This window comes from Pseudomonas sp. Tun-23181 (assembly GCF_057415455.1).
In genome coordinates this window covers 3,205,151-3,230,648 of sequence record NZ_CM171630.1, presented here as the reverse complement: position 1 = coordinate 3,230,648, position 25,498 = coordinate 3,205,151, and the positions used below count along the sequence as shown (strand labels likewise).

Annotated in this window: 29 protein-coding genes and 2 tRNA genes; 9 read left to right on the top strand and 22 right to left on the bottom strand. The window is 62.8% G+C overall.

Annotated elements, in window-relative coordinates:
- Positions 1 to 39: 39 nt before the first annotated feature.
- Positions 40 to 294 carry an ogr/Delta-like zinc finger family protein gene (locus ACDI39_RS15410; protein WP_461887818.1) on the top strand — a complete coding sequence of 85 codons (255 nt, stop codon included), beginning with the start codon at positions 40 to 42 and terminating at the stop codon, positions 292 to 294.
- Between the two features lie 390 nt (positions 295 to 684).
- Here ACDI39_RS15410 and ACDI39_RS15405 read toward each other — a convergent pair whose 3' ends face one another.
- The 7 genes from ACDI39_RS15405 to ACDI39_RS15375 form a co-directional block, all read right to left on the bottom strand.
- Positions 685 to 936: a hypothetical protein gene (locus tag ACDI39_RS15405; protein ID WP_486536904.1), complete on the bottom strand. Its 252-nt coding sequence runs from the start codon at positions 934 to 936 to the stop codon at positions 685 to 687.
- Positions 936 to 1,193: an Arc family DNA-binding protein gene (locus tag ACDI39_RS15400; RefSeq protein WP_486536903.1), complete on the bottom strand. Its 258-nt coding sequence runs from the start codon at positions 1,191 to 1,193 to the stop codon at positions 936 to 938. Before ACDI39_RS15400 ends, ACDI39_RS15405 begins: the two co-directional genes overlap by 1 nt.
- A gap of 10 nt (positions 1,194 to 1,203) precedes the next feature.
- The gene (locus ACDI39_RS15395) at positions 1,204 to 1,443 is read right to left on the bottom strand and encodes a hypothetical protein (RefSeq protein WP_461887821.1); all 240 of its coding nucleotides are present in this window, start codon (positions 1,441 to 1,443) and stop codon (positions 1,204 to 1,206) included.
- A gap of 62 nt (positions 1,444 to 1,505) precedes the next feature.
- Positions 1,506 to 1,748 (bottom strand): hypothetical protein, encoded by a 243-nt coding sequence (locus ACDI39_RS15390; protein ID WP_461887822.1) that lies wholly within the window; start codon positions 1,746 to 1,748, stop codon positions 1,506 to 1,508.
- Entirely contained in the window at positions 1,745 to 2,107 is a 363-nt protein-coding gene (locus ACDI39_RS15385; protein ID WP_486536902.1) for a DUF7673 family protein, read from the bottom strand. Before ACDI39_RS15385 ends, ACDI39_RS15390 begins: the two co-directional genes overlap by 4 nt.
- 469 nt (positions 2,108 to 2,576) lie before the next feature.
- Positions 2,577 to 5,267, bottom strand: a complete 2,691-nt coding sequence (locus ACDI39_RS15380) for a toprim domain-containing protein (protein ID WP_486536901.1) — start codon at positions 5,265 to 5,267, stop codon at positions 2,577 to 2,579.
- Positions 5,268 to 5,276: 9 nt separating this feature from the next.
- A complete protein-coding gene (locus tag ACDI39_RS15375) occupies positions 5,277 to 5,495 on the bottom strand; it encodes a hypothetical protein (RefSeq protein WP_486536900.1) in 219 nt (72 codons plus the stop codon).
- Positions 5,496 to 5,598: 103 nt separating this feature from the next.
- On the opposite strand from ACDI39_RS15375, the gene ACDI39_RS15370 reads away from it, so the two are divergent.
- Together ACDI39_RS15370 and ACDI39_RS15365 are read left to right on the top strand one after the other, a co-directional pair.
- Positions 5,599 to 5,835 carry a helix-turn-helix domain-containing protein gene (locus ACDI39_RS15370; protein WP_486536899.1) on the top strand — a complete coding sequence of 79 codons (237 nt, stop codon included), beginning with the start codon at positions 5,599 to 5,601 and terminating at the stop codon, positions 5,833 to 5,835.
- Between the two features lie 87 nt (positions 5,836 to 5,922).
- A complete protein-coding gene (locus ACDI39_RS15365) occupies positions 5,923 to 6,939 on the top strand; it encodes a phage integrase (protein WP_486536898.1) in 1,017 nt (338 codons plus the stop codon).
- Positions 6,940 to 6,955: 16 nt separating this feature from the next.
- Here ACDI39_RS15365 and ACDI39_RS15360 read toward each other — a convergent pair.
- From ACDI39_RS15360 to ACDI39_RS15330, 7 genes are all read right to left on the bottom strand, one after another.
- A tRNA-Thr gene (locus tag ACDI39_RS15360) sits at positions 6,956 to 7,031 on the bottom strand.
- A 97-nt stretch (positions 7,032 to 7,128) separates the two neighbouring features.
- Positions 7,129 to 7,371, bottom strand: a complete 243-nt coding sequence (locus tag ACDI39_RS15355; protein WP_253081637.1) for a hypothetical protein — start codon at positions 7,369 to 7,371, stop codon at positions 7,129 to 7,131.
- Between the two features lie 357 nt (positions 7,372 to 7,728).
- Positions 7,729 to 8,949 (bottom strand): methyltransferase, encoded by a 1,221-nt coding sequence (locus ACDI39_RS15350; protein WP_410045237.1) that lies wholly within the window; start codon positions 8,947 to 8,949, stop codon positions 7,729 to 7,731.
- A gap of 176 nt (positions 8,950 to 9,125) precedes the next feature.
- Entirely contained in the window at positions 9,126 to 9,815 is a 690-nt protein-coding gene (locus ACDI39_RS15345; protein ID WP_225786562.1) for an ABC transporter permease, read from the bottom strand.
- Positions 9,812 to 10,507 carry an ABC transporter permease gene (locus tag ACDI39_RS15340; protein ID WP_225786561.1) on the bottom strand — a complete coding sequence of 232 codons (696 nt, stop codon included), beginning with the start codon at positions 10,505 to 10,507 and terminating at the stop codon, positions 9,812 to 9,814. The genes ACDI39_RS15345 and ACDI39_RS15340 overlap by 4 nt, the downstream gene beginning before the upstream one ends.
- A 55-nt stretch (positions 10,508 to 10,562) precedes the next feature.
- A complete protein-coding gene (locus ACDI39_RS15335; protein WP_225786560.1) occupies positions 10,563 to 11,315 on the bottom strand; it encodes an ABC transporter substrate-binding protein in 753 nt (250 codons plus the stop codon).
- A gap of 11 nt (positions 11,316 to 11,326) precedes the next feature.
- Complete coding sequence (locus ACDI39_RS15330) at positions 11,327 to 12,100, bottom strand: ABC transporter ATP-binding protein (RefSeq protein ID WP_225786559.1); 774 nt, start codon at positions 12,098 to 12,100, stop codon at positions 11,327 to 11,329.
- Between the two features lie 607 nt (positions 12,101 to 12,707).
- Here ACDI39_RS15330 and gabP point away from each other — a divergent pair.
- Complete coding sequence (gene gabP / locus ACDI39_RS15325; RefSeq protein WP_225786558.1) at positions 12,708 to 14,108, top strand: GABA permease; 1,401 nt, start codon at positions 12,708 to 12,710, stop codon at positions 14,106 to 14,108.
- A gap of 166 nt (positions 14,109 to 14,274) precedes the next feature.
- Here the strand turns inward: gabP and ACDI39_RS15320 are convergent, their stop codons facing one another.
- From ACDI39_RS15320 to ACDI39_RS15295, 6 genes are all read right to left on the bottom strand, one after another.
- The gene (locus ACDI39_RS15320) at positions 14,275 to 14,718 is read right to left on the bottom strand and encodes a hypothetical protein (RefSeq protein ID WP_486536897.1); all 444 of its coding nucleotides are present in this window, start codon (positions 14,716 to 14,718) and stop codon (positions 14,275 to 14,277) included.
- 203 nt (positions 14,719 to 14,921) lie between these two features.
- Positions 14,922 to 15,935: a polyphosphate kinase 2 gene (gene ppk2, locus ACDI39_RS15315; protein ID WP_253167833.1), complete on the bottom strand. Its 1,014-nt coding sequence runs from the start codon at positions 15,933 to 15,935 to the stop codon at positions 14,922 to 14,924.
- 225 nt (positions 15,936 to 16,160) lie between these two features.
- A tRNA-Phe gene (locus ACDI39_RS15310) sits at positions 16,161 to 16,236 on the bottom strand.
- Positions 16,237 to 16,326: 90 nt separating this feature from the next.
- Positions 16,327 to 16,599, bottom strand: coding sequence for an oxidative damage protection protein (locus tag ACDI39_RS15305; protein ID WP_225786555.1), 273 nt, complete (start codon positions 16,597 to 16,599; stop codon positions 16,327 to 16,329).
- Positions 16,596 to 17,663 (bottom strand): A/G-specific adenine glycosylase, encoded by a 1,068-nt coding sequence (gene mutY, locus ACDI39_RS15300; protein WP_253090699.1) that lies wholly within the window; start codon positions 17,661 to 17,663, stop codon positions 16,596 to 16,598. The genes ACDI39_RS15305 and mutY overlap by 4 nt, the downstream gene beginning before the upstream one ends.
- Positions 17,660 to 19,903 (bottom strand): AsmA family protein, encoded by a 2,244-nt coding sequence (locus tag ACDI39_RS15295; RefSeq protein WP_225786553.1) that lies wholly within the window; start codon positions 19,901 to 19,903, stop codon positions 17,660 to 17,662. The genes mutY and ACDI39_RS15295 overlap by 4 nt, the downstream gene beginning before the upstream one ends.
- A 288-nt stretch (positions 19,904 to 20,191) precedes the next feature.
- On the opposite strand from ACDI39_RS15295, the gene hisB reads away from it, so the two are divergent.
- The 5 genes from hisB (at position 20,192) to hisF (ending at position 23,384) form a co-directional block, all read left to right on the top strand.
- Positions 20,192 to 20,785, top strand: a complete 594-nt coding sequence (gene hisB / locus ACDI39_RS15290) for an imidazoleglycerol-phosphate dehydratase HisB (RefSeq protein WP_225786552.1) — start codon at positions 20,192 to 20,194, stop codon at positions 20,783 to 20,785.
- A complete protein-coding gene (gene hisH, locus ACDI39_RS15285) occupies positions 20,785 to 21,423 on the top strand; it encodes an imidazole glycerol phosphate synthase subunit HisH (protein ID WP_225786551.1) in 639 nt (212 codons plus the stop codon). Before hisB ends, hisH begins: the two co-directional genes overlap by 1 nt.
- The gene (locus ACDI39_RS15280) at positions 21,424 to 21,684 is read left to right on the top strand and encodes a DUF2164 domain-containing protein (protein ID WP_225786550.1); all 261 of its coding nucleotides are present in this window, start codon (positions 21,424 to 21,426) and stop codon (positions 21,682 to 21,684) included.
- A 100-nt stretch (positions 21,685 to 21,784) separates the two neighbouring features.
- Positions 21,785 to 22,516, top strand: a complete 732-nt coding sequence (gene hisA / locus ACDI39_RS15275) for a 1-(5-phosphoribosyl)-5-[(5-phosphoribosylamino)methylideneamino]imidazole-4-carboxamide isomerase (protein ID WP_253081642.1) — start codon at positions 21,785 to 21,787, stop codon at positions 22,514 to 22,516.
- A gap of 97 nt (positions 22,517 to 22,613) precedes the next feature.
- Positions 22,614 to 23,384, top strand: coding sequence for an imidazole glycerol phosphate synthase subunit HisF (gene hisF / locus ACDI39_RS15270; RefSeq protein ID WP_253104810.1), 771 nt, complete (start codon positions 22,614 to 22,616; stop codon positions 23,382 to 23,384).
- Between the two features lie 55 nt (positions 23,385 to 23,439).
- On the opposite strand, the gene choV is transcribed toward hisF, so the two are convergent.
- On the bottom strand, positions 23,440 to 24,618 hold the full coding sequence (gene choV, locus ACDI39_RS15265) for a choline ABC transporter ATP-binding protein (protein ID WP_225786547.1): 1,179 nt from the start codon (positions 24,616 to 24,618) through the stop codon (positions 23,440 to 23,442).
- Entirely contained in the window at positions 24,615 to 25,460 is an 846-nt protein-coding gene (gene choW, locus ACDI39_RS15260) for a choline ABC transporter permease subunit (RefSeq protein WP_262923779.1), read from the bottom strand. Before choW ends, choV begins: the two co-directional genes overlap by 4 nt.
- Between the last annotated feature and the right edge of the window lie 38 nt (positions 25,461 to 25,498).

Sequence of the window (25,498 nt, the reverse complement as noted above, 5' to 3'; positions counted from 1 at the left end):
GGCAAAATAGTACCCAATCAGGAACCCTGGGGAGGGGATATGCGAGTTTATTGCAAGGAATGTAATGGGAAGGGGCGGATCTCATCTAGGAATGATATTTCCAGGGAGTTCTCATCTCTCTATTGCACGTGTCTCGATTGCGGTCATCGTTGGGTTGCTCACCTTACATTCTCGCATACCCTGACCCCTTCGGCGCAGATGATGGACCGGCTGGTCTTCGATCAACTGCGGGCTTTGCCCAGGGCGCGGCAGCAAGAAATATTTCAACAGCTTGGCGTTATTGAGGCTCGATAGGACTTTAGCCGAACTTCAATTTTTTCGAAGTCTTGCAGTAAGTGTGACGACAGTTGAATAAGTCCAACTCTTCCCCTCGGCGAGAGCTCTGCAACATGCACGTCCGTCAAAAGGGCGAGCATGTTGCCGTGGCTTTCGATGTCGTCGGCCAGCTGAGTGAGGCAGGGCGCTGGTTGTGTCATGGCGGAACTCCGTTTTGCGTGATGGCACATAGCCAATAGTTTGTTATCCAAAAAACGGCCAGTCAAGGGTTTTATGGGTATTGAGTTTTGCATCTGAGTTGTGGGATTTATTTCTTGAGGGCCCTGATTTCAGGCCTGTGGATATCTATTGCATGAAAACAAAAAATGGGCGCCTAGGCGCCCATTTGTATATCCATTGGGTACTAAATTAGTATCCTTTCAGTTTATGTTTGAGTGAGTTTATTCTGACCACGCCAAACTTCCTTTCCCCGACTTCATTCTCAAAGCCCACCACAAACATGTCGGATGGCATTGGAATCACCACCATGCCATCACCAGGATCGTGATAGAGGCGCTGGGAGGCCTGCATCAGGAAAAAGTCAGCAGGCAGGGCCAACTGGCGGCGCGCCTCCTCGATCTCTATGTCCGTCACGGCGACCAGGTTGCCGTCGATCAACATTACGCGGCCTCCGATTCAGGCTGCAGTTGCGCCTGCAGCTCATCAATACGCTGCAGCAGAATGGCGATCGTCTTGGCTTGCTCCTCGGCCAGTTGGTCCTGGGCGATCGAGCGCTTCAAGCGGTTGACGATCTCCGAGTTCATGCTGCGGTCGTTGCTGTCGGCCAGCACCGCGATGTCGGCGCGCAGGCCGTCGGGCAGACGGACGACGAACTTGTCAGCGGTACGGGAGCAGGTGGTCGTGTATTGCTGTTGCATGCTGTTTTCCTCAGTTGAATGTGGTGCGTGGGTGCGCCGCCAGCAGCTGGCGGACGATGGCGGCATCGTGGGCGGATAGGTCGCCAAGTCGACACGCCATGTCGGTCACGCTTTCCAGTTGTGTCCGGGCTTCCGGGGTCTTCATGACCAGGAAGCCAATCAAGGCACCGCCAACGATGGCGGTGGCCTGCAGGTGACGCGGCGTTGTGGTAGCCTTCGAACCACTGCCGCTTGGACTGGGTGCTTGCATATCGCCTCTCCTTCTAGTGGTGGTTGGTGCCAGGGAGTTGCAGCTCCTTGGCACCGTCTCTATCAGCCTTGGGTCACGGGTTTGGCCGTGAACACCGGGCGCGTCACGCTTCGAACTTCAAACACTCCCAGGTCCATCCCATCCACACGCTGCAGGTGCACCTGGCAGGTTTCGGGTGGCGGCTGGTTGCGCCAGAAGTCGCTGGCCACCAGCTCGGCCAAGTCCTTGGGGTTCGCGAACAGCAGGTAGGTCGCGGGCATCTGCAGCGCACCTGGCTGGCCGTCCACTGTGTATTCCACGTTCATTCCAAAGCCTCCGGCGCCCACTTCTCGATCAGCTGCTGCCAGATCGCGCTGCCGTTCTGGATCCGTTCATGCACCTCCAGTTCGGGCCGGTAGTCCATGACCAGGACCTGCAGGCAATCCTGAAAAAGGACCATGTCGAGGCTGCGCAGGTCGGTCAGATCGAAGGGGAAGTCCTCCCCGTTGTAGAGGCCCAGCAGAAAGCGGCCCAGGACGCGGCTTTGGCCGCTGTCACGAAGGGCGATTGGAACAAGGCGGTTCAGCGCTTGAGTGCCGGCGGTGACGATCGCAGGGCGACGTTGCTCATGCGCCTGGATTGCAGCCATCGCGGTGGCGAGGTTGTGTTTGGTGGTGTCTTGCATGGTGTTGCTCCTCGAGGTGCTTGATTACAAAGGTGGTGGGCTCAGTGCCCGGAAACTAATGCGGCGCGTATACCCCCCGTACATGTGGAATATCTGGAAGGTCGGTTGGGAGGTGCTGCTGCAGGCCCCGTGCTTGCTGGGCTGCAGGTTTTTTCAGTTCCTTCCACCTGGGGTGGAAGGTGGTGGAAGGTCGAAATAGCCTCGTTGCCCTGTAGGCAGCGCCACGCTTGGGCTACAGCCGATTTACGGAAAAGCCCTGGAAGTGGAAGGTTGGTGGAAGGTGGTGGAAGGAGATTCCTTCCAGTGCCTTCCAGTGGCATGCGGCTTGCTGACCGGCTGCAACTACCTGTATTCATTGACTTATTCCTATTCCTTCCAGATATTCCAGATGTTTTAGGGGACTACTCAGAAACTCCGAGCACACACCGCAGGCGGCTCTCACGAACGTCTATCCATCCGAGCTGTCGGGCTATCCACCTTTCCGGAACACCCAGCAGTTCAGCGATCGCTGCTCGATGCGGGAGTGACATTTGCGTGTCTCCAGGAAGGTGTGGGTGCGGCTCTGTTTCAGGGCTTTCTGCAGCAGTACGGTGGGTTGCGCTTCCAAGCCTGCAGCGCGGCACGCTGACTGGAAGTGCTGGATGTTGATGGCGATCAGGCTTTTGTCGCTGCTGTGGTTCAGGGTCTCCTGGGTCTCCTGGCGACGGCCGTCAGCGTCTTCGATCGTCACGATCCGTTCGTTGAGGTAGTGGTAGGCCTGCCAGAACTGGGCAGCGACCTTGTTTTCAGCTGTGCGGGTTTGCTCTCGATCGAGGGCACGCGCCTCCAGGTGTTTGGCCAGTGCCTCCATGTCCCGATCGGACCAGGCCGGAAATAGCGCCTGGGTGGCCTTGGCTGCAGCCAACACCTGAGCATGTGTCTGGATGATTCGGGCATGGCTCACGCCACCGAGCGCCGTGAAGCGTCGTTCACAGTCGGGGTACACCTCGAAGTAGCGCTGGAGCCAGGTGCTTTCCTGGCATAGCACTGCTCGCAGATAGCCACTCAACTGTTCCACGGGCATTGCCTTGAGCCGATCGGCCACCACTTTCAGCTCTGGCGTGTGGTGGTCGCAGGTCATGTGCAGGTACACGATCCGGGTGATGATCGCGTCCGAACCTTCCACCATGGTGTTCTGCGAAATACAGATGGCACCCCGGAAAATCAGCGCATCGGTGTCACTGTTGCCGGTCTTCACGCCGGTGACGCGCAGCTTGGCGTTCTGGTCGAACAGCGACTTCATCTCGTCCCAGTTGTACTGGACGATCACGGTCCGCCCCATGGCGTCGGTGGTTTCCTTGTCGGACTCCAGCAGCACGACTGGCAGGTTGCTCACTGCAGACAGGGAGCGCAGTAGACCGATCGCCGATGCACCGGATCCGCTTGGCTTAATGCCTTCCTCATTCTTGCGGCCGGCCAGGCGCCACAGGAAACGAAGCAGCGTCGACTTACCCGCACCGGCGGCGCCCGTCAGCTCCAGGAAGGTCCAGCCTTGTTGCTTCCCTCGAATCTGCTCGGCGAACAGGGAGCCAGTCCACCAGGCTAAGCTGGCCAGACCGTTGAGCCCAAACACCTTGCGGAAGTCGATGAACCAGGACGGGTCGAAGGGTTCCCCACGATGCATGGGATAGCTACGCGCAGAGGTTTTCAGGCCTTCGCCCTTGATGTCGAGAAAGCCGTGTTCGTTGACCATGATCTCCTTTCCTTTGAAGAAGCCAAACTCGGGGTAGCAGTAGGCGCCGGTTGCTTCGTCGTAGCCCACGAATGGCAGCGTGCGAACGACGTTGGGGTCACGTAGCCAGTCCTTTTTCAGCATGCCCAGGACCTTCTCGCCGCCCTCGAACATGCCGCCGGGGGTGCGCTCGAGGAGTGCCTTGGCGAAGCCTCGGGGCTCTGTGATCGCACTGGGCGGCAGGGGCTCCTTGCAGTTGAGCCGGCGGTTAGGGAATTCGAACTGGAAGAAGTAGCGTTGCTCGCCACTGATGGCGTCGCGCTCCAGGTACTCGAAGCGTGGGACGCAGTTGGCCACCTGACTGATGGTTGTGTGCTTGGTGAACTCGGTGAGATACCCGCTAGGCTCCTCGCCTGCCTTGCGAGGCATATCGTCCAGGTCCTTCTGCAGCTCAGAGCTGCGCACGCTGGCCGAATACAAGCAATGCCCAAACTCCACCAGGAAGAACGGCAGTTGTCGGCGGGTGTACAGCAGGTAGGCCTTTTTCATGGGCGACCCGGCACAGAACAGTTGCCCCTGGTACAGCGCATCACGGATGAACACGTCATCCAGCTGGCCATCGCGATACACGTCGTCCCAGTCACGTTCGCCAGCAAGCGCTACCAGACGGATCTCGGACATCTTGTGCAGACGTTCGCGGTACTTCGGGATTACCTCATGGCCGGCCTGGTCGTCATCGAGGGCTATTACCCAGCGAACGCCCTTGCCCTTGTTGGCTTCGATGATCTCCCAGGGGAAGTTGTTGCAACTGATGGCGGCGATCGCCTTGTACCCGGCCAGCCACAACGCGATGGCGTGGAAGATGCCCTCCACGATGAAGACCAGGTCGTCCTTCTCGTAGGTCTGCCCAGCGGGCTCCCAGCCTTTCCCCTTGTATGTCATGCCGTAACGAATACCGGCCTTGTCACCGTCGTTCGCCGCGACGGCGCGCGCATCGATGATGCGCTCCCAGTAGCCGTTGCCCAGGGCAAAGCGCACGGTGTCGGCAAATGAACCGTCGGCCATCTTTCTCCGGGCCTGGCTGTACCAGCCGGCGATCCGAGTGATGTCGAAGCCGCGGCTGCGCTGCAGGTAAGCGTCTGCAGTAGCGTTGGGGTTGTCCGGGGTGGACGGGAAACGCTCGCTCAGGTTCTCGAACAGGTGGCGGTAACGGTCGCGGGTCTTCTCTTCGAAGCCGCATTGATTCAACCGGTTGCACTTGAGCTGGTAGGGCTTCTGCTTGCTGATGTAGAGCGAACGCTTGCTACAGCCTGGGCATACGCCCTTGTTGTAGTAGTCCTTCGACTCGTCCTTGGTCAGGAAGCTCAACTCCGGATCGTGCTCGAGGGCGGGGATCACGTCCTCGAGGTAGATCCGATCGAAGTGCTCCGGGGTGATACGTGCGTTCATCCCTGACCCTTACTGATTCGGTACTTGACGAGCGCGTTCGGCCTGCTCAGCGGCCTCCATGGCCATATGGACCATGTTGATGAGTACGGCGCCCTTCGAGCCTCCTTGCTTGGGACGGATCAGGTAGTGGCCTGCCTTGATCTCGTTCTCAACAGCACTTTTGGATTGGCCGGATCTCTTTACGAACTCGGCGACGGTCACGTAGGGCGTGTCGATCGCAATCTGCATTCTGTTAACCTCTGCTCGGATATTTGGGGATATTTGGGCCAAAAGTCCCTATATAGGATCCATGGTGGATCCTATATAGGATCTTGTCAAGAGGAAGGTAACGGTGGATTTAGCAGCGAAGCTGAAGGCGATGAGGTTGAGGGAGGGGTTGACCCAGTCAGAGTTTTGCGAACTGGTGGGTTTCAGTCTGAGCACCTACAAGAAGTACGAGTCTTCGCTGTTCGAAATGGGTTTTTCCGCCTTATCCAAGGTGGTGAACCATCCGAGGTTCATGAAGTACACGCTCTGGCTGATGATCGAACAAATAGCGCCAGAAGTCGGCCAAGTCAGTCCGCTCTAGCCCATGTCTATCAGGAAACTACCCACAGGTGAGTGGCTTGTGGACTGCCGGCCGGAAGGGCGTGATGGGCCGCGTGTTCGGCGGAAAATGAAGTCCAAGAATGAAGCACTGCATATCGAACGTAGGATCATGGGGGACGGTGCGCGGGGGGAGTTTGAGAAGAAGCCCAAGCGCGACGATCGACGACTGAGTGACCTGGTCGACCTGTGGTACAAGCTGCATGGGCAAACCCTCAAGCGGGGCGAGGAGAGGCAGCGCGCATTGAAGTCGATGGCGGAGCGTATGGGTGATCCCCGTGGCGTTGATTTCAGTGCAGCCCATTTCACCAAGTACCGCGCCGAGCGCCTGGCCGGCGAGCATGGCCGGACAACCCCCGGCAATGGCATGAAGAAGGGGCAGAAGGCCAAGCCCGTCAGTGCGAACACACTGAATCATGAGTTGGCCTACCTAAGCGCTGTATTCAACGAGCTGGATCGGTTGGGGGAGTGGTCGGGCGAAAATCCGCTGGAGAAGGTGCGGCGTCTTAAGTTCGACGAGCCTGAAATGGCGTACTTGGAGAAGGAGGAGATCCCGGTGCTGCTCCAGGCCTTGGATAGGATCTCGGTCAAGGCCGGAGTCGTGGCCCGGGTTTGTCTGGCCACGGGCGCCCGCTGGTCTGAAGCCGAAGGGTTGGATTCTCGACAGGTTCGCGGTGGGCGGATCACCTACCATCGAACCAAAAACTCCAAGAGCCGTGTTGTGCCTATCACCCAGACCCTGGAAGACCAGGTGAAAGCGGAGCTTCCTTTCGGGGACTGCTACAAAAAGTTCGGTGAGGCGATCGAGGCTGCCGGCATTGAGCTGCCAGATGGCCAGCTGACCCATGTCCTACGTCATACGTTTGCCAGCCACTATATGGCCAACGGCGGTGACATCCTGACCTTGCAGCGGGTGCTGGGACATTCCTCTCTGACGATGACCATGCGGTACGCTCATTTCAGCCCTGGACACTTGGCCGACGTGGTTAACCTGAATCCGTTGGCGGAGCAATGTGGACAAAATGTGGACACTGGAAGGGGCAAGAAAGCGAAAAAGCCAAGGCCTAAAAACGCGAAAGCCCCGTAGTTCGGGGCTTTGGAGGTGGTGCCGGCACCAGGAATCGAACCCGGGACCTACTGATTACAAGTCAGTTGCTCTACCAGCTGAGCTATACCGGCATAGGGGCGTCATTATAGCGATGGATCGGCAACTGTAAACCACTTCTTGCGATCATCGAGCAACACCCTAAGTTACCGGCTAGAAAGAAGAATTTTCCTACCAGCCACGGTGGATGGTGTTGACGCCCGGCTCGGGCTTGCCAGGGTTGAAGAACAGTTTGTCGTTGTCACAGCCGCGCTTGCGGCACGGGGTGTCGACCTGCAGGGGCAGGCCGCGATCTCCGCCGAGTTGCATGCCGGGCATGCTCCAGCCCAGGGAAGGGGTATTGGAGGCGTCATTGGCACAACCGGCCAGGGTCAGGGCGAGGGCGAACAGGGCGAAGGACTTGGCTTGGTTCATGGTGGTTCGTTCGTGGGTCGGTCTTCGTCGGGAGGCGCTGGAGGGGTGTCGCAGGCCATGCAATTGATGCCATACGCGCTGGGCGATGGCGAGTATCCATAGGTATGGCTCGGGCCCGGAAAACGGCATCCAGCGCGCCTGCCTGGCACGCTTATGCACAAGCGGCATGCCGGGCTTGCGCGAAAAGCATGCCGATCGACACTGCCGTCGGTCTTTGCGCAAAGGCCTGTTTTCCTTGGTTTTCGAGCGGTGGGTGGAATAAGCCGAGCGGCTGAAATAGCGTTTGGATCCAAGATTTCGTGATTTTCATCACAAGCTTGTTCACAGAGTTATCCACAGGCTGTCAAGCATGTGCGGCTATCCGCCGCGTTCGGCCAGCAACAGCAGGTTGCGTGGTGTCAGGTGGTAGTCGCAGAACACGCCCAGGCGCACGGCGTAGCCTTGTTCCTGGAGGAACAGGGCGCGATCCAGTACCAGCCAGAGCTCCAGCGGACGACGGAACAGGTTGCGCACCAGCTCCAGGTTGCGCACTTCGGCCAGGCGTCGTTGGCCTGCCGCTTCCAAAGCCGCCCAGTCCGGCTCGCCGGTGATCTCCAGCGCCTTGAGCGCGGCCAGGTCGCGGCAGTACTGGGCGAAGGGCTTCGCCAGCCAGGCGACCGGTAGCGAGGGTGTGGGCAGGTATTCGTCGCGCTGGCGCTGCTGGCGTTGCAGCAGGTCGAAACCCAGGCGTCGGGCCATGGACTCATCGCGCTGGCGGCGTACCCGGGTGCCGGCGGTGACGGTTTCGCTCAAGGGCAGGCCCAGGTCGTCCAGCGAGAGCTGCAGGTTCGAAGCCTGCGCAGCTGCGGATAACGCTTGGTAGTGCGTGCCTTGGATGCGGTTGTAGCAACAGGGGGCTACCGCCATCTGGTGGCAGCCCTGCTGGCTGGCCAGTTGCAGCAGGCGTACGTGCAGGTCTCCGCAGGCGTGCAGGGCGACCACGCTCCTGTCGCCGCCCAGGTGGCGGGCGCTGTCTTCGGCGAGCACATCCTGTCGTACGTGGGTCGCGGGTAGCCGGTGGCGATCGCTCAACGCCTGGCCGGCAGCGACCAGCTCGGCATCGTGTTCCAGGCAGGTCAGGCGCTGCCCTGCTTGCAATACACGCCGACCCAGGTGGCCTTTGCCCGAGCACCAGTCCAGCCAATGGTGCGTGTGCTCGCGAAAGCTCAGGCGGCGGCTGAAGGCTTCGATCTGTTGCCATTTGCGGCCGGGGACGTTGGCATCGAGGCGATGGCCGGCCGGGGGGAGGCCGGCGTCTGGCAGTTCGCCGACCGTGGACAGTTGCCTGGCCTGCTGGGCGAGCTGTGGATAAGGGGCGGGGGCAGGGAGCTGATCGAGGTGCTGCTGGGCTGCCTCGGCTTCCTCCAGGGAGCGCTGGCGCAGCCAGGTCGAGAGCTCGGGGTGGTCCGTTTCCCAGGCCATGCGTAGCTGGGTGAACGGGCGGGGGCGCCAGAGCTGCTGGTGCTGGGCGAGAAAGCGGTCGAGTGCGTGGAAGCGCTCGGCGAGCTGGTCGCCATGGAGGAAGGGGATCTTGCTCATGGTTGCATTATGGATGGCGGTGTTGCGGCGTGTTCGGGGGCGAGGGTCGAGGGCGGTCAGTTAGCGGGCAGCGCCTTTCGGGGGCGCTGTGCGCCCCTTTCCGACCGGTCCGGCGCGCTCCCACAGCGATCTCAAGGGCAGCGTGGCCTGTGGGAGCGGGCTTGCCCGCGAAGCGTTCATCGCCCTTGGCAGGCGTCGACGCGCAACCAGCGCTCGAGCAGCTTGAAGCACTGCACCAGGACGAAGGAGATCAACAGGTAGAACACCCCGGCCGCGAAGAAGATCTCCACCGGCAGGTAGGTACGGGCGATGATGGTCCGGGCCATGCCGGTCAGTTCCAGCAGGGTCACGGTACTGGCCAGGGCACTGGCCTTGAGCATCAGGATCACTTCGTTGCTGTAGGCCGGCAGGCCGATGCGCGCGGCCCGTGGCAGCATGATGTAGAACAGTGTCTTGCTCCGCGACATGCCCAGGGCGCGCGCCGCCTCGATCTCGCCCTTGGGGATGGCCTGCAGCGCGCCGCGCAGGATCTCGGCGATGTAGGCGGCGGTGTGCAGGGTCATGGTCAGCACGGTGCACCAGAACGGGTCGCGCAGGTAGGGCCACAGGGCGCTGCTGCGCACCGCATCGAACTGGGCCAGGCCGTAGTACACCAGGAACAGCTGCACCAGCAGCGGGGTGCCGCGGAAGAAGAAGATGTAGCCGTAGGGCAGGGCGCGCACGTACCAGTGGCGCGAGGCACGGGCAACGCCCAGCGGGATGGCCAGGATCAGCCCGGCGATGACCGCGATGGCCACCAGCTCCAGGGTCAGGGTCGCGCCCTGGGCCAGGCGTGGCAGCCACTTGATGATGACTTCCCAGTTCATTGCTCGGCCCTCACGAAGCCGCGAGCGGCGCGTTTTTCCATGAAGTGCATGCCAACCATGGCGACGATGGTCAGGCTCAGGTAGATGCAGGCAGCGACCATATAGAAGGTGAACGGCTCCTTGCTCACGGTCACGGCGATCTGCGAATGACGCATGATTTCTTCCAGGCCGATCACCGAAACCAGTGCGGTGTCCTTCATCAGGATCATGAACAGGTTGCCCAGGCCAGGCAGGGCGATGCGCCACATCTGCGGCAGGATGATCCGCGACAGGATGCGCCCCTTGGACAGGCCCAAGGCCAGGCCGGCCTCACGGTGGCCCTTGGGGATCGCCAGGATGGCGCCACGGAATACCTCCGTGGCATAGGCGCCGAAGCACAGGCCGAGGGCGATCACGCCGGCGGCGAAGGCATTGAGTTCCAGCCCCGGTATGTTGAGGGCTTCGCCGATGCGGTTCATCAGGCTGACGGTGCCGAAGTAGATCAGCAGGACCCAGAGCAGTTCGGGCACGCCGCGCACCAGGGTCGAGTAGGTGCTGCCGAGCCATTGCAGCGGTTTGATCGAGGAGGTCTTGGCCAAGGCGCCGAGCAGGCCCAGGACCAGCCCCAGCAGCAGGGCGCAAAGCGCCAGTTTTACGGTCATCAGGGTGCCGGCCGCCAGGGCCGGACCGAATCCGTGCAGGTCGATATTCATGGGCAGGTGCGTTCAAGGGACCGACACCGCGCGAGGCGGTGCCGGTCGGGGCGTATCATTCGATGCTGAACGGGAAGTACTTGTCGTTGATCTTCTTGTACGTACCGTCGGCTTTGATTTCTTGCAGTGCGGCATTGAGCTTCTCGCGCAGGGGGTCACCCTTGCGCACGGCGATGCCGATCTTGTCGCTGTCTACCACAGGCTCGCCCTTGAACTCGAAGTTCTGGCCGTCCTTGCTCTTGAGCCACTCGTACTGCACGTACTTGTCGGCCAGGATGCCGTCGATGCGCCCGGAAACCAGGTCCAGGTAGGCGTTTTCCTGGGTGTCGTAGAGCTTGATGTCGACGTCGTCGCCGTAGTTGTCCTCGAGCCAGGTACCGGCCAGGGTGGCGCGCTGGGTGCCGATCACCTTGCCCTTGAGCGAGGCCTTGTCGGTCTTGAAGTCGACGTTCTTCGGCGCGATGAACTGCAGTTTGTTGGAGTAGTACGGGTCGGTGAAGTCGACGGCCTGCTTGCGCTCCTCGGTGATCGACAGCGAGGACACCAGGAAGTCGAACTTCTTGGCGTTCAAGGCCGGGATGATGCCGTCCCAGTCGGAGGTGACGACCGAGCACTCGACCTTCATCTTGGCGCACAGGGCGTCGCCGATGTCCTTGTCGAAGCCGACCACGTTGCCGCTGGCGTCCTTGTTGTTGAACGGCGGGTAGGCCGCTTCGATACCCATGCGCAGTTTTTCCGCGGCCATGGCGTTGGCCGAGAAGACCAGGGTGGCGGCGGCGGCCAGGAGGAATTTCTTATAGGTTTGCATGTGTTGCTCCGTTAGCGGTGGCTGGACATGAATTGCTTGCAACGCGCCGAGTTCGGGTTTTCGAAGACCTGCTGCGGCGTTCCTTGCTCTTCGACCAGGCCCTGGTGCAGGAAGACCACTTCGCTGGACACCTGGCGGGCAAAGTTCATCTCGTGCGTCACCAGCAGCATGGTACGGCCTTCTTCGGCGAGCGCACGGATAACGTTAAGCACTTCCTGGACCATTTCCGGATCGAGGGCCGAGGTCGGCTCGTCGAACAGGATGACCTTGGGCTTCATGGCCAGGGTACGGGCAATGGCGGCGCGCTGCTGCTGGCCACCGGAAAGCTGGGCGGGGTAGGCATGACGCTTGTCGTAGATGCCGACCTTGTTGAGCAGCGCCTCGGCGTGCTCGATGGCCTCGGCCTTGCTCTGGCCGAGGACGCGGCGCGGCGCCTCGATGATGTTGTCGAGGATCGACATGTGCGGCCAGAGGTTGAAGTTCTGGAAGACGAAGCCGATCTCGCTGCGCAGGCGGTTGATCTGGCGATTGTCGGCAGCGATCAGGTCGCCGTTCCTCGTCGCCTTGAGCTTGAGCGCCTCGCCGGCGACGAAGATCTCGCCCTGGTGCGGGTTCTCCAGCAGGTTGATGCAGCGCAGCAGGGTGGACTTGCCGGAACCGGACGAGCCGAGGATCGAGATCACGTCACCGTCGCGGGCGGTCAGCGAAATGCCCTTGAGAATTTCCTGGTCGCCGTAGCGTTTGTGCAGGTTGCGGATTTCCAGCGCGGGCGTGGCCTGGGCCATGTGCGGTCCTCATGTGTTCGGGTGCGTTCCCAGCTGTTGGCGGCCTTCCTGGCGAGCGCCAAGCTAGCATAGCGGCGGAATGACAGCCAACCAGGTCGCAAGGGGCTCGGGTCGCTGGCGGGACAGTTTGTCGCATCGTTGCAGCGGACTGTCGCGAGGATGTCCGCGGGCGCCTTCGCCCAGCACCGGAGCCTTGATGAAAAAAGGCGCGATGGTGCCAGCTTTGGACGTGCCTGGGAAGCCGTTTTTGGCCGGGTGGCGCTTTCCCGCGCGTTATGTCTTGGTCAGGTTGCGCTGCTGGGTTGTACTTTTTCATGCAGCATTTTCGTGCGCTGGTGTTACCGAGGAGCACCTTTGGTGCGTTTGTAAGTGAGTATTTCAGTAATCCAGGCTTGGCATGGGGCAATGATGGCCTTTCGGTCAAGGGCTGGCTGAATGCCCCGCAAGGCGGTGCTACTCGGGGGTTGGGGAGTTTCCGGACGAGTGTCCTGGCCGGGTGGCTCGCTTATTGCCAGCAGGAGAGGGCCGAATGCAGCGGTGCCTGGATCGACCCCAGGGCGCGCTTGCTATCACGTTCGGACGGTCCACTCCTTACAAAGGTAGTTTTATGAGCGGTAAGCACAATTCCAATGACCTCGCTCAGGGGCTCAAGCAACGGCATGTGACCATGCTGTCCATCGCTGGCGTGATCGGCGCCGGCCTGTTCGTCGGCTCCGGCCACGCCATCGCCCTGGCCGGCCCGGCCGTGCTGCTCGCCTATGCTGCCGCCGGTACCCTGGTGGTGCTGGTGATGCGCATGCTCGGCGAAATGGCCATCGCCTCGCCGGACACCGGTTCCTTCTCCACCTACGCCGACCGCGCCATCGGGCGCTGGGCCGGTTTCACCATCGGCTGGCTGTACTGGTGGTTCTGGGTCCTGGTGATCCCGCTGGAGGCCAACGCCGCGGCGGCCATCCTGCACGCCTGGTTCCCTGCCGTGGACCTGTGGGCCTTCTCCTTGGTCATCACCCTGGTGCTGACCGGCACCAACCTGTTCAGCGTGAAGAACTACGGCGAGTTCGAATTCTGGTTCGCCCTGCTCAAGGTGCTGGCGATCATCGGCTTCATCGTGGTCGGTTGCGTGGCCATGTTCGGCCTGGCGCCAGGTAGCCAGGTCAGCGGCGCCAGCCACCTGTTCGATACCCAGGGCTTCATGCCCAATGGCCTGGGCGCCGTGCTGGCGGCCATGCTGACGACCATGTTCTCGTTCATGGGGACCGAGATCGTCACCATCGCGGCGGCGGAGTCGAAGGACCCGGGCAAGCAGATCACCCGCGCCACCAACTCGGTGATCTGGCGTATCTGCCTGTTCTACCTGGTGTCGATCTTCCTGGTCGTGGCCCTGGTGCCGTGGAACGATCCGGCCCTGGCCGAGACCGGCTCCTACCAGACCGTGCTGAGCCGGATCGGCGTGCCCAACGCCAAGCTGATCGTCGACATCGTCGTGCTGATCGCCGTGACCAGCTGCCTGAACTCGGCGCTGTACACCTCCTCGCGCATGCTGTTCTCCCTGAGCAAGCGCGGCGACGCCCCGGCCCTGGCCCAGCGCACCACCAAGGCCGGCACCCCGCACTGGGCGGTGCTGCTGTCCACTGCCGCGGCCTTCCTGACCGTGTTCGCCAACTTCGTCGCCCCGGCGGCGGTGTTCGAGTTCCTGCTGGCCAGCTCCGGCGCCATCGCCTTGCTGGTGTACTTGGTGATCGCCGTGTCGCAGCTGCGCATGCGCAGCCAGCGTGAGGCCCGTGGCGAGACGATCGCCTTCAGGATGTGGCTGTTCCCGGGGCTGACCTGGGCGGCCATCGCCTTCATCGTCGCCGTGCTGGCGGTGATGGCCTTGCGTGAGGATCATCGCGCCGAGATCATCGCCACTGCGCTGCTGAGCATTGGCGTGGTCGCGGCTGGCTTGCTGGTGCATCGCAAGCGCAAGGCCGAAGGCCAGGCGGCCGGGCAGGTGGCCTTGGACAACTGAGGTGGGCTGCTGTGAATGAAAAGGCCGCGTCCTGTGCAGGGCGCGGCCTTTTCATTGGGACCGCTTTATGGTCCTGTCGCGACGCAAGGCCGCTCCCGCAGGGCCTCTGCAACCCCCATCGTTCTTGATCGGCCCAGACCTCCTGGGGCTCGCCGGCGATAGGATTTCAGCCGAACTGCTTCTGCTGTTGCTGCTGCTTGGCCACCGCTTCGGAGGCTGCCACATAGGCTTCTTGGAACTCATCGCTTTCCAGCCAGGCCATGGTGGTGTCTTCGTCGGTGCCGTCGAGCCATTTGCGGTAGGCGGTGAAGACCATGACGATGTAGTCGGTGGCGTGCTCTTCCTTGTGGCCCTTGAGTACCAGCGCCAGCAGCGGGTCGACCAGGAATACCGAGATCATCGGCACCAGGCCGTTCTCCTGGGCTTCTTTCATCTTGTCGAACGGGCTGTTGTAGCTGCCCGAGTCCATGGCCTTGGTGAACACCTGCTCGACGCTGGCGCTCTCGCCGGTGCTGGCCTTGACCGCCTGGCCGCTGCGCACCATGCGGTTCTGCTTGGCCTTGGCGGCGGCGCGCTTGGCGCGTTTCTGTTGCTTGGTGTTGGAGGCCATGGGGTAGATCCTTGGGGGTGTCTGGAAAATGCGCGTATTGAAGCGTAGTTGCCGAAGAAACCCAAGCGTTGGCCGATTGGGGCCGCTGTGCGGCCCATCGCTGGCAAGCCAGCTCCCACAGGGAGCGCGCTACTCTCAAGAGCAGCGGCGAGCCTGTGAGAGCGGCCTTGTGTCGCGAAAGGGCTGCGCAGCAGACCGGGGGTTCAACTGGCCTGCGGTGCCGGCTCATCCTCCTCGAACCCCCGCGAAGCCCGCCCCACTAGCAGTGGGTCGGGTGCATGGGCCACGCTGTGGTCCTTGCCCGGATAGTCCAGCGAATGCAGGAAGTGGCGGATGCAGTTGATCCGCGCGCGCTTCTTGTCGTCGGACTTGATCACCGTCCAGGGCGCGTCGGCGGTGTCGGTGTGGAAGAACATGGCCTCCTTGGCCGCGGTGTAGTCCTCCCACCTGTCCAGCGACTTGATGTCGATGGGCGAGAGCTTCCAGTGCTTGAGCGGGTCGTCGCGGCGGGAGATGAAGCGGCGCAGTTGCTCCTCGCGGTTCACCGAGAACCAGTACTTGAACAGCAGGATGCCGCTGTTGCACAGCATGCGCTCCAGCTCCGGGGCTTGGCGCATGAACTCCAGGTACTGCAGCGGCGTGCAGAAGTCCATCACCCGCTCGACGCCGGCGCGGTTGTACCAGGAGCGGTCGAAGAACACCATTTCGCCAGCCGTGGGCAGGTGCTGGATGTAGCGCTGGAAGTACCACTGGCCCTTTTCCTGCTCGGAGGGCTTTTCCAGGGCGACGATCCGCGCGCCACGCGGGTTCAGGTGTTCCATGAAGCGCTTGATCGTGCCGCCCTTGCCCGCCGCGTCGCGGCCCTCGAAGAGGATGACCACGCGCTGGCCGGTTTCCTTCACCCAGCTCTGCACCTTGAGCAGCTCGATCTGCAGGTTGTGCTTGGCCTTCTCGTAGTCCTGGCGGCGCAGGCGGGTGCGGTATGGGTAGTTGGCCGGCAGGCGCGCCGAGGTGCTGTCCTCGCTGCTGCCGTGGCGGGCGGTGGCCACTTCCAGGGCGGCGGGCTGCTGGCTGATGGCGCTGATGGTCGTCTCGGGCTTGATCCTGGCGGCGGGCTTGCGCGGGTGTGAGGGGCGGCGGCGAGGGATCGAGGCGATGCCTGGGCTGGCGTCCTGGGCGGGCGTGGGGGAGAGCAGGGGCGTGGAGTCGTCGCTCATGGAAGTCCCTTCGGGTCGATTCGAGTGTCCACCCGATATGCTAGGACTCGCTGATTGATGGCTTTTTGATGTCGGTCAATGCTGGGCTGATCGTCCGGGCCAGGGGCCGCTTCGCGCCCCATCGCTGGCAAGCCAGCTCACGCATCATGTGTCGTGCAGAGGGCGCTTGCACCGACTGACAGGCATAAAAAAACCCTGGATCTTTCGATCCAGGGTTTCGGTATTTGGTGCCCAGAGACGGAATCGAACCGCCGACACGGGGATTTTCAATCCCCTGCTCTACCGACTGAGCTATCTGGGCAACGGGGCGCATTAAAAGGGTTTTTCAGGATCACGTCAACGACTTTTTGAAAATTTTTTAAATTAATTCCGTCGCTTACGTTTCCGAGGCTCATTCGCTGGGGGGAACGTAGCCTTCGGCCTTGGCGTAGTCTTCGCCGGAGAAGAACTTGTCCATCTCCGCCTGGAGGAACTTGCGGTCTTCGGCGTTCATCATGTTCAGGCGCTTTTCGTTGATCAGCATGGTCTGGTGCTTCTGCCATTCGTCCCAGGCCTGCCTTGAGATGTTGTCGAAGATGTCCTGGCCCTTGGCGCCGGGGTAGGGCGGGCGCTCAAGGCCGGGCAGTTCTTCTTTGTACTTGCGGCACATCACGGTGCGGGTCATCGGGGCTCTCCTGCAATCAATTCGTCGGCCGCGCGTTTGAGCAGTTTCTTGACCGGGGCAGCCAGGCCCAGGCGCGGCGGGGTGGCCAGGTTATACCAGAGCCAGTCGGGCTCGGCCACGTGCGAGCCGGCCGGGTCGACGCGCACCAGCCAGGGCTCGATGGCCAGTTGGAAATGGCTGAAGGTGTGGGTCAGGCCTTCCAGGGCGTGGCTGGCGGTCATGCGCAGGCCATGCTGGTAGGCCAGGTCGTCGAGCTGCTCCAGGCTGTCCAGCTCCGGCAGGCTCCACAGGCCACCCCACAGGCCGCTGGAGGGGCGGCGGTAGAGCAGGATGGCGCCTTGCTGGTTGGCCAGGATCGGCATCAGCGTGCGGCGCTGGGGCAGGGCCTTGCGCGGCTTGGGCTCGGGGTAGTGGGTTTCCTGGCCGAGCAGGTGCGCCTGGCAACCTTGCTGCAGCGGGCAGATCAGGCAACTGGGCTTGCTGCGGGTGCACAGCGTCGCCCCCAGGTCCATCATCGCCTGGGTGTAGTGGTTGACCCGGGTCATCGGCGTGAAGCGCTCGGCATTGGCCCACAGGGCATTGGCCACCTTCGGCTCGCCCGGGTAGCCGGCCTGGGCGGTATAGCGGGCCAGCACGCGCTTGACGTTGCCGTCGAGGATCGGTGCACGAATGCCCATGCTGATGCTGGCGATGGCGCCAGCGGTGGAGCGGCCGATGCCGGGCAGCTCGGTGAGCTGCTCGACGCTGCGCGGGAATTCGCCGCCGTGCTTTTCGACCACGATCTTCGCCGCCTTCTGCAGGTTGCGTGCGCGGGTGTAGTAGCCCAGGCCCGTCCACAGGTGCAGTACCTCGTCCTCTGGCGCCTCGGCCAGGGCCCGTACTGTGGGCAGGGCCTGCATGAAACGGTCGAAATAGTTGAGTACGGTGCTGACCTGGGTCTGCTGCAGCATGATTTCCGAGACCCAGACACGGTAGGGGGTGATGCCCTGTTGCCAGGGCAGGTCGTGGCGGCCGTGCTGGTCGTACCAGTCCAGCACGGCGCTGGAGAACTGCTCGGGACTCATCGTTTGAACAGCCCCTTGAGTGCCTCTTTGACTTCCGGGCTCACCTTGTCACCGAGCTTTTCGTCGAGCTTGTCATCCAGTTTCTCCTTCAGGCGATTGCCGGCCAGCTTGGCGGCGACCTTGCCCAGGCCGTCCTGGTCCAGGCGGCAGGCCTTGGCACCCAGCTCCAGCGGGCCGCGACAGCGCAGCGGCAGTTCGACGCCAACGTAGCGCTCGTTGACCTGGCAGGCCGGGTCAGGCATGGCGCGCTGGTCGCCTTCGACGATCACGCCGATGTTGTAGTCCATGCCCAGCACGCGCAGGTCGACGTCACCATGGCCGTTGACGGCCAGGCCGGGGATGCGCGCCTTCAGGTCTGGGTTGCTGGCCACGCCGTTGCGTATCACCAGGCTGCCGCGCAGTTCCTGGAAGGGCGTGTCCTTGCCGCGCGGCTCGCCGCTGAGCGTCTTGCGGTTGAGGGTGGCGATGGCCTGGCACAGTTGCTGTTCCAGGTTGGCGTTGACCAGCACGCCATCGTTGATGGTGAAGCTGGCTTTGCCGTTGAGGGTATCGACCAGGGCCTTCTGGCTGTTGCCGGTGGCGGTCAGGTCGCTGGAGAGGGTCAGCAGGCCCTTGACCGGCGGGGCCTGGTCCGGGCTTTCGCGCTTGATGAAGTGCTCCACCGGCACGCGAGTGATCTTCGTGTTGACGCCGATCTGTGGTACGGCCGGGCGTACATCGACGGTGCCCTTGGCCTCGAAGCTGCCGTTGTACAGGCTGCCGCGCAGGGTCTGGAGGGTCACCAGGCCGCCCTGGCCGCTGGCCTTGAGCTGGGCGTCGGCGATCGGCAGCTTGTCCAGCGTCAGGGCGCCGAACGACAGGTCGGCCTGCAGGTCGAGTGCGCGCAGGCGGTCCACCGGCAGCAGCTTGTCGTTGCTCCAGGCCACCTGGGTCGGGGCGTTGGGTAGCGGGGTGGTGCCAGTCACCGCGCGGGCTTCCTGCTGCTTGACCTCGGCCTGGCGGGCGGCCGTGGCGCCCTTGGCCTCCTCGCTCTTGGCCGGGAAGTAGCGATCGGCGTCGAACTTGTCGGCTTTCAGGCGCAGGCGCAAGGCCTGCTTGGCGACGTCTTCGACGGCCACGCGGCCGCTGAAGGTGCTGTCGTCCAGTTTCACCGCCAGGTCTTCCAGGGCCAGGCTGTTCGGGTTGCCCTGCAGGCGGCTGACCAGCTCCAGCTTGCCGAACGCGGCCGGGTCGGCGGTGGCCGGCAGCGGGTGGCCGATGCTGTCGAGGAAGGTGCGCAGGTCGAACTGGGCCACGGACAGGCCACCGCTCAGTTGCGGGGTCTTGTCCAAGTCGCGCAGGTTCAGTTCGCCCAGGGCGCGCAGCTGGTTGGCCGACAGCTTCAGGCCGTTCCACGAGGCGACGTTGGCTGCCAGGTCGACCAGCAACTGGCCCTGGGCGGCGAAGGTCATGGTCTTGCCGGCCAGCGGCTCGCCCGAGGTCTCGCCGGAAAGGCGCATGTCCTCGAAGTTGTAGCGCTTGAGCCGACGGTCGAAGCGCAGTTCGCCGGTCAGCTCGGTGCGGGCCTTGAGGTTCGGTTGGCTGGCGCTCAGGAAGGCGCTGGCCTTGAGCGGGATGTTCACGCCCTCGCGCACCGCGCCGGTGCTCAGCTGGATGCTTTCGGCGCTGAAGCTCTGGCCGCTGCGGGCATCGGTGTACTGCACCCGGGCGTTGTTCACGGTCAGGCTGTCGATGTCCAACTTGACCTGGCGCTCGTTGGCACCTTGCTGGCTGGCCGGGGGCTCGCTGGCGGTGGGCTCGGCGGGCTTGGCGCCGCTGCTGGCGCTCTGCTCGGGCAGGGGCTTGCCGATGTCTTCCCAGTTGCCGTGGCCCTGTTCGTCGCGGGTCAACGTCAGGTTCAGGCCCTCGACGCGCACGTCGCTCATCTGCACTTCGCGGCGCAGCAGGGGCAGTACGCGCACCGACAGGCCGAGCATCTGCAGGTCGGCGAACGGCGCCTTGGGGTTGTTCAGCGTGGCGACGCTGGCGTCATGCAGCTCCAGGCCCAGCCACGGGAACAGGCTCCAGCCGATTTCACCGTTGAGGGTCAGCTCGACGTGGGCCTTGTCGCGGGCCAGCTGGCGAATCTCGTCTTTATAGTCGTTGGGATCGAAGAGGTGGGTCAGGGCGAAGCCCAGCGCCACGATGATCAGCAGCAACCCGAGAAGCCCCAGCCCCAGGATTTTGCCGAACGCTTTCATGGGCGAGTCCTTGTAGTCCGATTTTGAAATTCAAGCGGCAAAGTATAGCGCCGCGGCGATGGCTCCTGCGTATCAGACAAGCGATACAGGGCATTTCTTACGAATGTTGAAGAAGGCGCCGATGGTTTGGCCAGTACAGGTTTGACCTCATCCACTACCGCAGTTCCTTGGACGGGGCGGCGGGCGCAAAAATGGCCTGGCGCTGCCATATGTCATCCGCGTTCCAAGCCGGCGCGTTCTGGGCCTATAATGGCAGCCTTTTCGCCCAATGATTTTGCGGAGCTGGTGATGGTCGAACGTAAGGCTTCCGTCGAGCGCAATACCCTGGAAACCCAGGTAAAGGCCTCGATCAACCTCGATGGCAGTGGCAAGGCCCGATTCGATATCGGTGTGCCTTTCCTTGAACACATGCTCGACCAGATCGCCCGGCATGGGCTGATCGACCTGGACATCGAGTGCAAGGGCGACCTGCATATCGACGACCACCACACCGTGGAAGACGTCGGCATCACCCTCGGCCAGGCCTTCGCCAAGGCCATCGGCGACAAGAAGGGCATCCGCCGCTACGGCCATGCCTACGTGCCGCTGGACGAAGCGCTGTCGCGCGTGGTCATCGACTTCTCCGGCCGCCCGGGGCTGCAGATGCATGTGCCGTACACCCGTGCCAGCGTCGGTGGCTTCGACGTCGACCTGTTCCAGGAGTTCTTCCAGGGCTTTGTCAACCACGCCCTGGTGACCCTGCACATCGACAACCTGCGTGGCCACAACACCCACCACCAGATCGAGACGGTGTTCAAGGCCTTCGGCCGCGCCCTGCGCATGGCCGTCGAGCTGGACGAGCGCATGGCCGGGCAGATGCCTTCGACCAAGGGATGCCTGTAATGCAGACAGTCGCCGTTATCGACTATGGCATGGGCAACCTGCACTCGGTGGCCAAGGCCCTGGAGCATGTCGGCGCCGGCAAGGTGCTGATCACCAGCGACGCCGCGGTGATCCGCGAGGCCGACCGGGTGGTGTTCCCCGGCGTCGGCGCGATCCGTGACTGCATGGCCGAAATCCGTCGCCTGGGCTTCGATGGTCTGGTCCGCGAGGTCAGCCAGGACCGTCCATTCCTCGGCATCTGCGTCGGCATGCAGGCGCTGCTCGAGCACAGCGAGGAGAACGACGGCGTCGATTGCATCGGCCTGTTCCCCGGCCAGGTGCGCTTCTTCGGCAAAGGCCTGCAGGAAGACGGCGAGCACCTGAAGGTGCCGCACATGGGCTGGAACGAGGTCAGCCAGGCCATCGACCACCCCCTGTGGCACGATATCCCCGACCGGGCCCGTTTCTACTTCGTGCACAGCTACTACATCAATGCCGGCAAGCCGGGCCAGGTGGTCGGCCGCGGCCACTACGGCGTCGACTTCGCGGCGGCGCTGGCCGATGGCCCGCGCTTCGCCGTGCAGTTCCACCCGGAGAAGAGCCATACCCATGGCCTGCAGTTGCTGCAGAACTTCATCGCCTGGGACGGGCGCTGGTAGATGAGCAGGTCGCGGACCAAGGCGCCGGTCCTCACCCTGGCCCCCGAGCAGGAGCGCGAGGCCCTCGACACCTTGAAGCGGTTCCTGGAGGACCGCTTCGAGCTGCAACTGGGCTCATTCGAAGTGGCCGAGGTTCTCGAACTGTTCAGCAAGGAAATTGCACCCCATTACTACAACAGGGCGATTGCCGATGTTCAGCTGCACCTCAAGGAGCGGTTCGAGAGCATCGAAAGCGACCTATGGGCGTTGGAAAAAAGCTGAAAGCCGCAAGCTAAAGCCTGATCGCCTATCGAACAACCACCGCGCATTGCTTGCAGCTTGTGGCTTGCCGCTTGCCGCTTGAATTGATGAAGGAAAGAGCATGCTGATTATCCCCGCTATCGATCTCAAGGATGGTGCCTGCGTACGCTTGCGCCAAGGTCGCATGGAAGACTCCACCGTATTCTCCGACGACCCGGTGAGCATGGCCGCCAAATGGGTCGAGGGGGGCTGCCGTCGCCTGCACCTGGTCGACCTCAATGGCGCCTTCGAAGGCCAGCCGGTCAATGGCGAGGTGGTCACCGCCATCGCCAAGCGCTACCCACAGCTGCCGATCCAGATCGGCGGCGGCATCCGCTCGCTGGAAACCATCGAGCACTACGTCAAGGCCGGCGTCAGCTACGTGATCATCGGTACCAAGGCGGTCAAGCAGCCAGCGTTCGTCGCCGAAGCGTGCAAGGCCTTCCCGGGCAAGGTCATCGTCGGCCTGGACGCCAAGGACGGTTTCGTCGCCACCGACGGCTGGGCCGAGGTCAGCTCGGTGCAGGTCATCGACCTGGCCAAGCGTTTCGAGGCCGATGGCGTCTCGGCGATCGTCTACACCGACATCGCCAAGGACGGCATGATGCAGGGCTGCAACGTGCCCTTCACCAAGGCCCTGGCCGAAGCCACGTCGATCCCGGTGATCGCCTCGGGCGGCATCCACAACCTGGGCGACATCAAGGCCCTGCTGGACGCCAAGGCGCCGGGCATCATCGGCGCTATCACCGGCCGTGCCATCTACGAAGGCACCCTCGACGTCGCCGAGGCCCAGGCCTTCTGCGACAACTATTGACAGGAGCGGCAAGCTGCAAGCGGCAAGATAAAGGCAGTACGCGGTCCGGCCTTTCTCTTGCCGCTTGAAGCTTGCAGCTGCTCCCCAGGAGTCCCCCATGGCTTTAGCTAAACGCATCATCCCTTGCCTGGACGTGGACAACGGCCGGGTGGTCAAGGGCGTCAAGTTCGAGAACATCCGCGATGCCGGCGACCCGGTGGAGATCGCCCGGCGCTACGACGAGCAGGGTGCCGACGAGATCACCTTCCTCGACATCACCGCCAGCGTCGATGGCCGAGACACCACGCTGCATACCGTCGAGCGCATGGCCAGCCAGGTGTTCATCCCGCTGACCGTGGGCGGTGGCGTGCGTACCGTGCAGGACATCCGCAACCTGCTCAACGCCGGTGCCGACAAGGTCTCGATCAATACCGCCGCGGTGTTCAACCCCGAGTTCGTCGGCGAGGCGGCCGAGCGCTTCGGCTCCCAGTGCATCGTCGTCGCCATCGACGCCAAGAAGGTCAGCGGCCCCGACGAGACGCCGCGCTGGGAGATCTTCACCCACGGCGGGCGCAAGCCGACCGGCCTGGATGCGGTGGTCTGGGCGAAGAAGATGGAAGGCCTGGGGGCGGGCGAGATCCTGCTCACCAGCATGGATCAGGATGGCATGAAGAGCGGCTTCGACCTGGGCGTGACCCGCGCCATCAGCGATGCCGTGGGCATCCCGGTGATCGCCTCGGGCGGCGTGGGCAACCTGCAGCACCTGGCTGACGGGATCCTGGAAGGGCATGCCAGCGCGGTGCTGGCGGCAAGCATCTTCCACTTCGGCGAGTACACCGTGCCCGAGGCCAAGGCCTACATGGCGGCGCGGGGAATCGTCGTTCGCTGATTCTGCGCGTGGGGCTTTGAACCCTGGGGCTGCAAAGCAGCCCCAGGGTTCACGATCAGCCGAGATTCTTGCCCAGCAACGCGTGATACAGCTCGCTGTCGCCAAGAATCCCCACCACCTTGTCGTTCTCTTGCAGCACCAGCTTGTTACCGGTCTGGTAGCGGATCTGCAGGGCTTCGCGCATGCCGATGTCGGCACTCACCAGGGTCGGCTTGCGCGCCAGCGTCTCCACATCCTGCCCTGGCGCCCAGTTCTGTAGGTCCAGGCCATTCTGGCCCTGGCGGGCACGTTTGATCGAACCGCCTTCGCCCAGGTCGAGCCAGGAGTCCACGCCCGGGTCCAGGCACACCGAACCGTTGATCCGCTTGCACTTGTCCAGGGTGCGCATCAGGCTGCGCCCGCACAGCACGTTGAGCGGGTTGGTGTGGGCAACGAAGGTGCGCACGTAGTCGTCCGCCGGGTTCAGGACGATGTCTTCGGGCTTGCTGTACTGGATGATGCGGCCGTCCTTCATGATGGCGATGCGGCTGCCCAGCTTGAGTGCCTCGTCCAGGTCGTGGCTGACGAACACGATGGTCTTGCTCAGCTTGCGCTGCAGCTCCAGCAGCTCGTCCTGCAGACCCTGACGGATCAGCGGGTCGAGGGCCGAGAAGGGTTCGTCCATCAGCAGGATGTCGGCATCCATGGCCAGCGCCCGGGCCAGGCCCACGCGCTGCTGCATGCCGCCGGAGAGCTCGTCGGGCTTCTTGTTGCGCCACTGGGTCAGGCCCACCAGCTCGAGCTTCTCGTCCACCAGCTTGCGCCGTTCCTTTTCCGGGCGCCCCTGCATCTCCAGGCCAAAGCTGATGTTCTCGCGCACGGTCAGCCAGGGCATCAGGGCGAACTTCTGGAACACCATGGCGATGCGCTTGGTGCGCATCATCTTCAGCTCGGCCGGGGTGCAGTGGGCGATGTCGATATGGTTGCCTTCATGCTCGACGAACAACTTGCCACGGCTGACGGTGTTCAGGCCGTTGATGCAACGCAGCAGGCTCGACTTGCCTGAGCCGGACAGGCCCATGAGCACGCAGATCTCGCCCTTGTCGATGTCCAGGTTGGCCTTTTCCACACCGACCACCAGGCCGGTCTTCTTGAGGATCTGCTCGCGGGTCTGGCCTTGGTCGAGCAGGGCGAGGGCCTCGCGAGGCTTGTTGGAGAAGATGACGTCGACGTCTTCGAAACGAATGATGCTCATGCTTCACCCCTTGCCGGCAGCTCCGGTTGCTTGCAGATACGGTCGAGCATGATCGCCAGCAGTACGATCGCCAGGCCCGCTTCGAAGCCCAGCGAGATATCGGCGGTGTTCAGTGCGTTGACCACGGGTTTGCCCAGGCCGTCCGCGCCCACCAGGGCGGCGATCACCACCATCGACAGCGACAGCATGATGCACTGGGTGACGCCAGCGGCGATGCTCGGCATCGCGTGTGGCAGTTCGATGCGGGTCAGCAACTGGCGCCGGGAGCAGCCGAAGGCCTTGCCGGCGTCCATCAGCTCCTGGGGTACGTCGCAGATCCCCAGGTAGGTCAGGCGGATCGGCGCGGCGATGGCGAACACCACCGTGGAGATCAGCCCCGGTACCACGCCCAGGCCGAACAGGGTCAGGGTCGGGATCAGGTAGACGAAGGTGGGCACCGTCTGCATCAGGTCGAGGATCGGCCGCATGCCGGTGTAGAACCACGGCTTGTGCGCCGCGAGGATGCCCAGCGGCACGCCGATGGCCACGCAGACCACGGTGGCGAAGGTCACCTGCGCCAGGGTCTCCATGGTTTCCTGCCAGTAGCCCAGGTTGAAGATCAGCAGGAACGAGAAGGCAACGAACGCGGTGAGGGCCCATTTGCGCTGGATCAGGTGCGCCAGGGCGGCGAACAGGGCGATGAGAACGTAGGGGTTGAACCAGGTCAGGGCACTGGTGACGCCATGGATCATGAACTCCAGGCCTTGGGCGATGGCGTCGAAGTAATCTGCGCCGTTCTGGGTCAGCCATTCGACGAACGACGCGATGTACTGTCCCAGGGGTATTTTCTGTTCGATAAGCATGATAGCGAGCTTCCACCTGCAAAGATTGAAATCAGTCC

Coding starts and splice junctions, on each gene's coding strand:
- ACDI39_RS15410 (WP_461887818.1), top strand. CDS start 40: ATGCGAGTTTATTGCAAGGAATGTAATGGGAAGGGGCGGATCTCATCT.
- ACDI39_RS15405 (WP_486536904.1), bottom strand. CDS start 936: ATGTTGATCGACGGCAACCTGGTCGCCGTGACGGACATAGAGATCGAG.
- ACDI39_RS15400 (WP_486536903.1), bottom strand. CDS start 1,193: ATGCAACAGCAATACACGACCACCTGCTCCCGTACCGCTGACAAGTTC.
- ACDI39_RS15395 (WP_461887821.1), bottom strand. CDS start 1,443: ATGCAAGCACCCAGTCCAAGCGGCAGTGGTTCGAAGGCTACCACAACG.
- ACDI39_RS15390 (WP_461887822.1), bottom strand. CDS start 1,748: ATGAACGTGGAATACACAGTGGACGGCCAGCCAGGTGCGCTGCAGATG.
- ACDI39_RS15385 (WP_486536902.1), bottom strand. CDS start 2,107: ATGCAAGACACCACCAAACACAACCTCGCCACCGCGATGGCTGCAATC.
- ACDI39_RS15380 (WP_486536901.1), bottom strand. CDS start 5,267: ATGAACGCACGTATCACCCCGGAGCACTTCGATCGGATCTACCTCGAG.
- ACDI39_RS15375 (WP_486536900.1), bottom strand. CDS start 5,495: ATGCAGATTGCGATCGACACGCCCTACGTGACCGTCGCCGAGTTCGTA.
- ACDI39_RS15365 (WP_486536898.1), top strand. CDS start 5,923: ATGAAGTCCAAGAATGAAGCACTGCATATCGAACGTAGGATCATGGGG.
- ACDI39_RS15355 (WP_253081637.1), bottom strand. CDS start 7,371: ATGAACCAAGCCAAGTCCTTCGCCCTGTTCGCCCTCGCCCTGACCCTG.
- ACDI39_RS15350 (WP_410045237.1), bottom strand. CDS start 8,949: ATGAGCAAGATCCCCTTCCTCCATGGCGACCAGCTCGCCGAGCGCTTC.
- ACDI39_RS15345 (WP_225786562.1), bottom strand. CDS start 9,815: ATGAACTGGGAAGTCATCATCAAGTGGCTGCCACGCCTGGCCCAGGGC.
- ACDI39_RS15340 (WP_225786561.1), bottom strand. CDS start 10,507: ATGAATATCGACCTGCACGGATTCGGTCCGGCCCTGGCGGCCGGCACC.
- ACDI39_RS15335 (WP_225786560.1), bottom strand. CDS start 11,315: ATGCAAACCTATAAGAAATTCCTCCTGGCCGCCGCCGCCACCCTGGTC.
- ACDI39_RS15330 (WP_225786559.1), bottom strand. CDS start 12,100: ATGGCCCAGGCCACGCCCGCGCTGGAAATCCGCAACCTGCACAAACGC.
- gabP (WP_225786558.1), top strand. CDS start 12,708: ATGAGCGGTAAGCACAATTCCAATGACCTCGCTCAGGGGCTCAAGCAA.
- ACDI39_RS15320 (WP_486536897.1), bottom strand. CDS start 14,718: ATGGCCTCCAACACCAAGCAACAGAAACGCGCCAAGCGCGCCGCCGCC.
- ppk2 (WP_253167833.1), bottom strand. CDS start 15,935: ATGAGCGACGACTCCACGCCCCTGCTCTCCCCCACGCCCGCCCAGGAC.
- ACDI39_RS15305 (WP_225786555.1), bottom strand. CDS start 16,599: ATGACCCGCACCGTGATGTGCCGCAAGTACAAAGAAGAACTGCCCGGC.
- mutY (WP_253090699.1), bottom strand. CDS start 17,663: ATGAGTCCCGAGCAGTTCTCCAGCGCCGTGCTGGACTGGTACGACCAG.
- ACDI39_RS15295 (WP_225786553.1), bottom strand. CDS start 19,903: ATGAAAGCGTTCGGCAAAATCCTGGGGCTGGGGCTTCTCGGGTTGCTG.
- hisB (WP_225786552.1), top strand. CDS start 20,192: ATGGTCGAACGTAAGGCTTCCGTCGAGCGCAATACCCTGGAAACCCAG.
- hisH (WP_225786551.1), top strand. CDS start 20,785: ATGCAGACAGTCGCCGTTATCGACTATGGCATGGGCAACCTGCACTCG.
- ACDI39_RS15280 (WP_225786550.1), top strand. CDS start 21,424: ATGAGCAGGTCGCGGACCAAGGCGCCGGTCCTCACCCTGGCCCCCGAG.
- hisA (WP_253081642.1), top strand. CDS start 21,785: ATGCTGATTATCCCCGCTATCGATCTCAAGGATGGTGCCTGCGTACGC.
- hisF (WP_253104810.1), top strand. CDS start 22,614: ATGGCTTTAGCTAAACGCATCATCCCTTGCCTGGACGTGGACAACGGC.
- choV (WP_225786547.1), bottom strand. CDS start 24,618: ATGAGCATCATTCGTTTCGAAGACGTCGACGTCATCTTCTCCAACAAG.
- choW (WP_262923779.1), bottom strand. CDS start 25,460: ATGCTTATCGAACAGAAAATACCCCTGGGACAGTACATCGCGTCGTTC.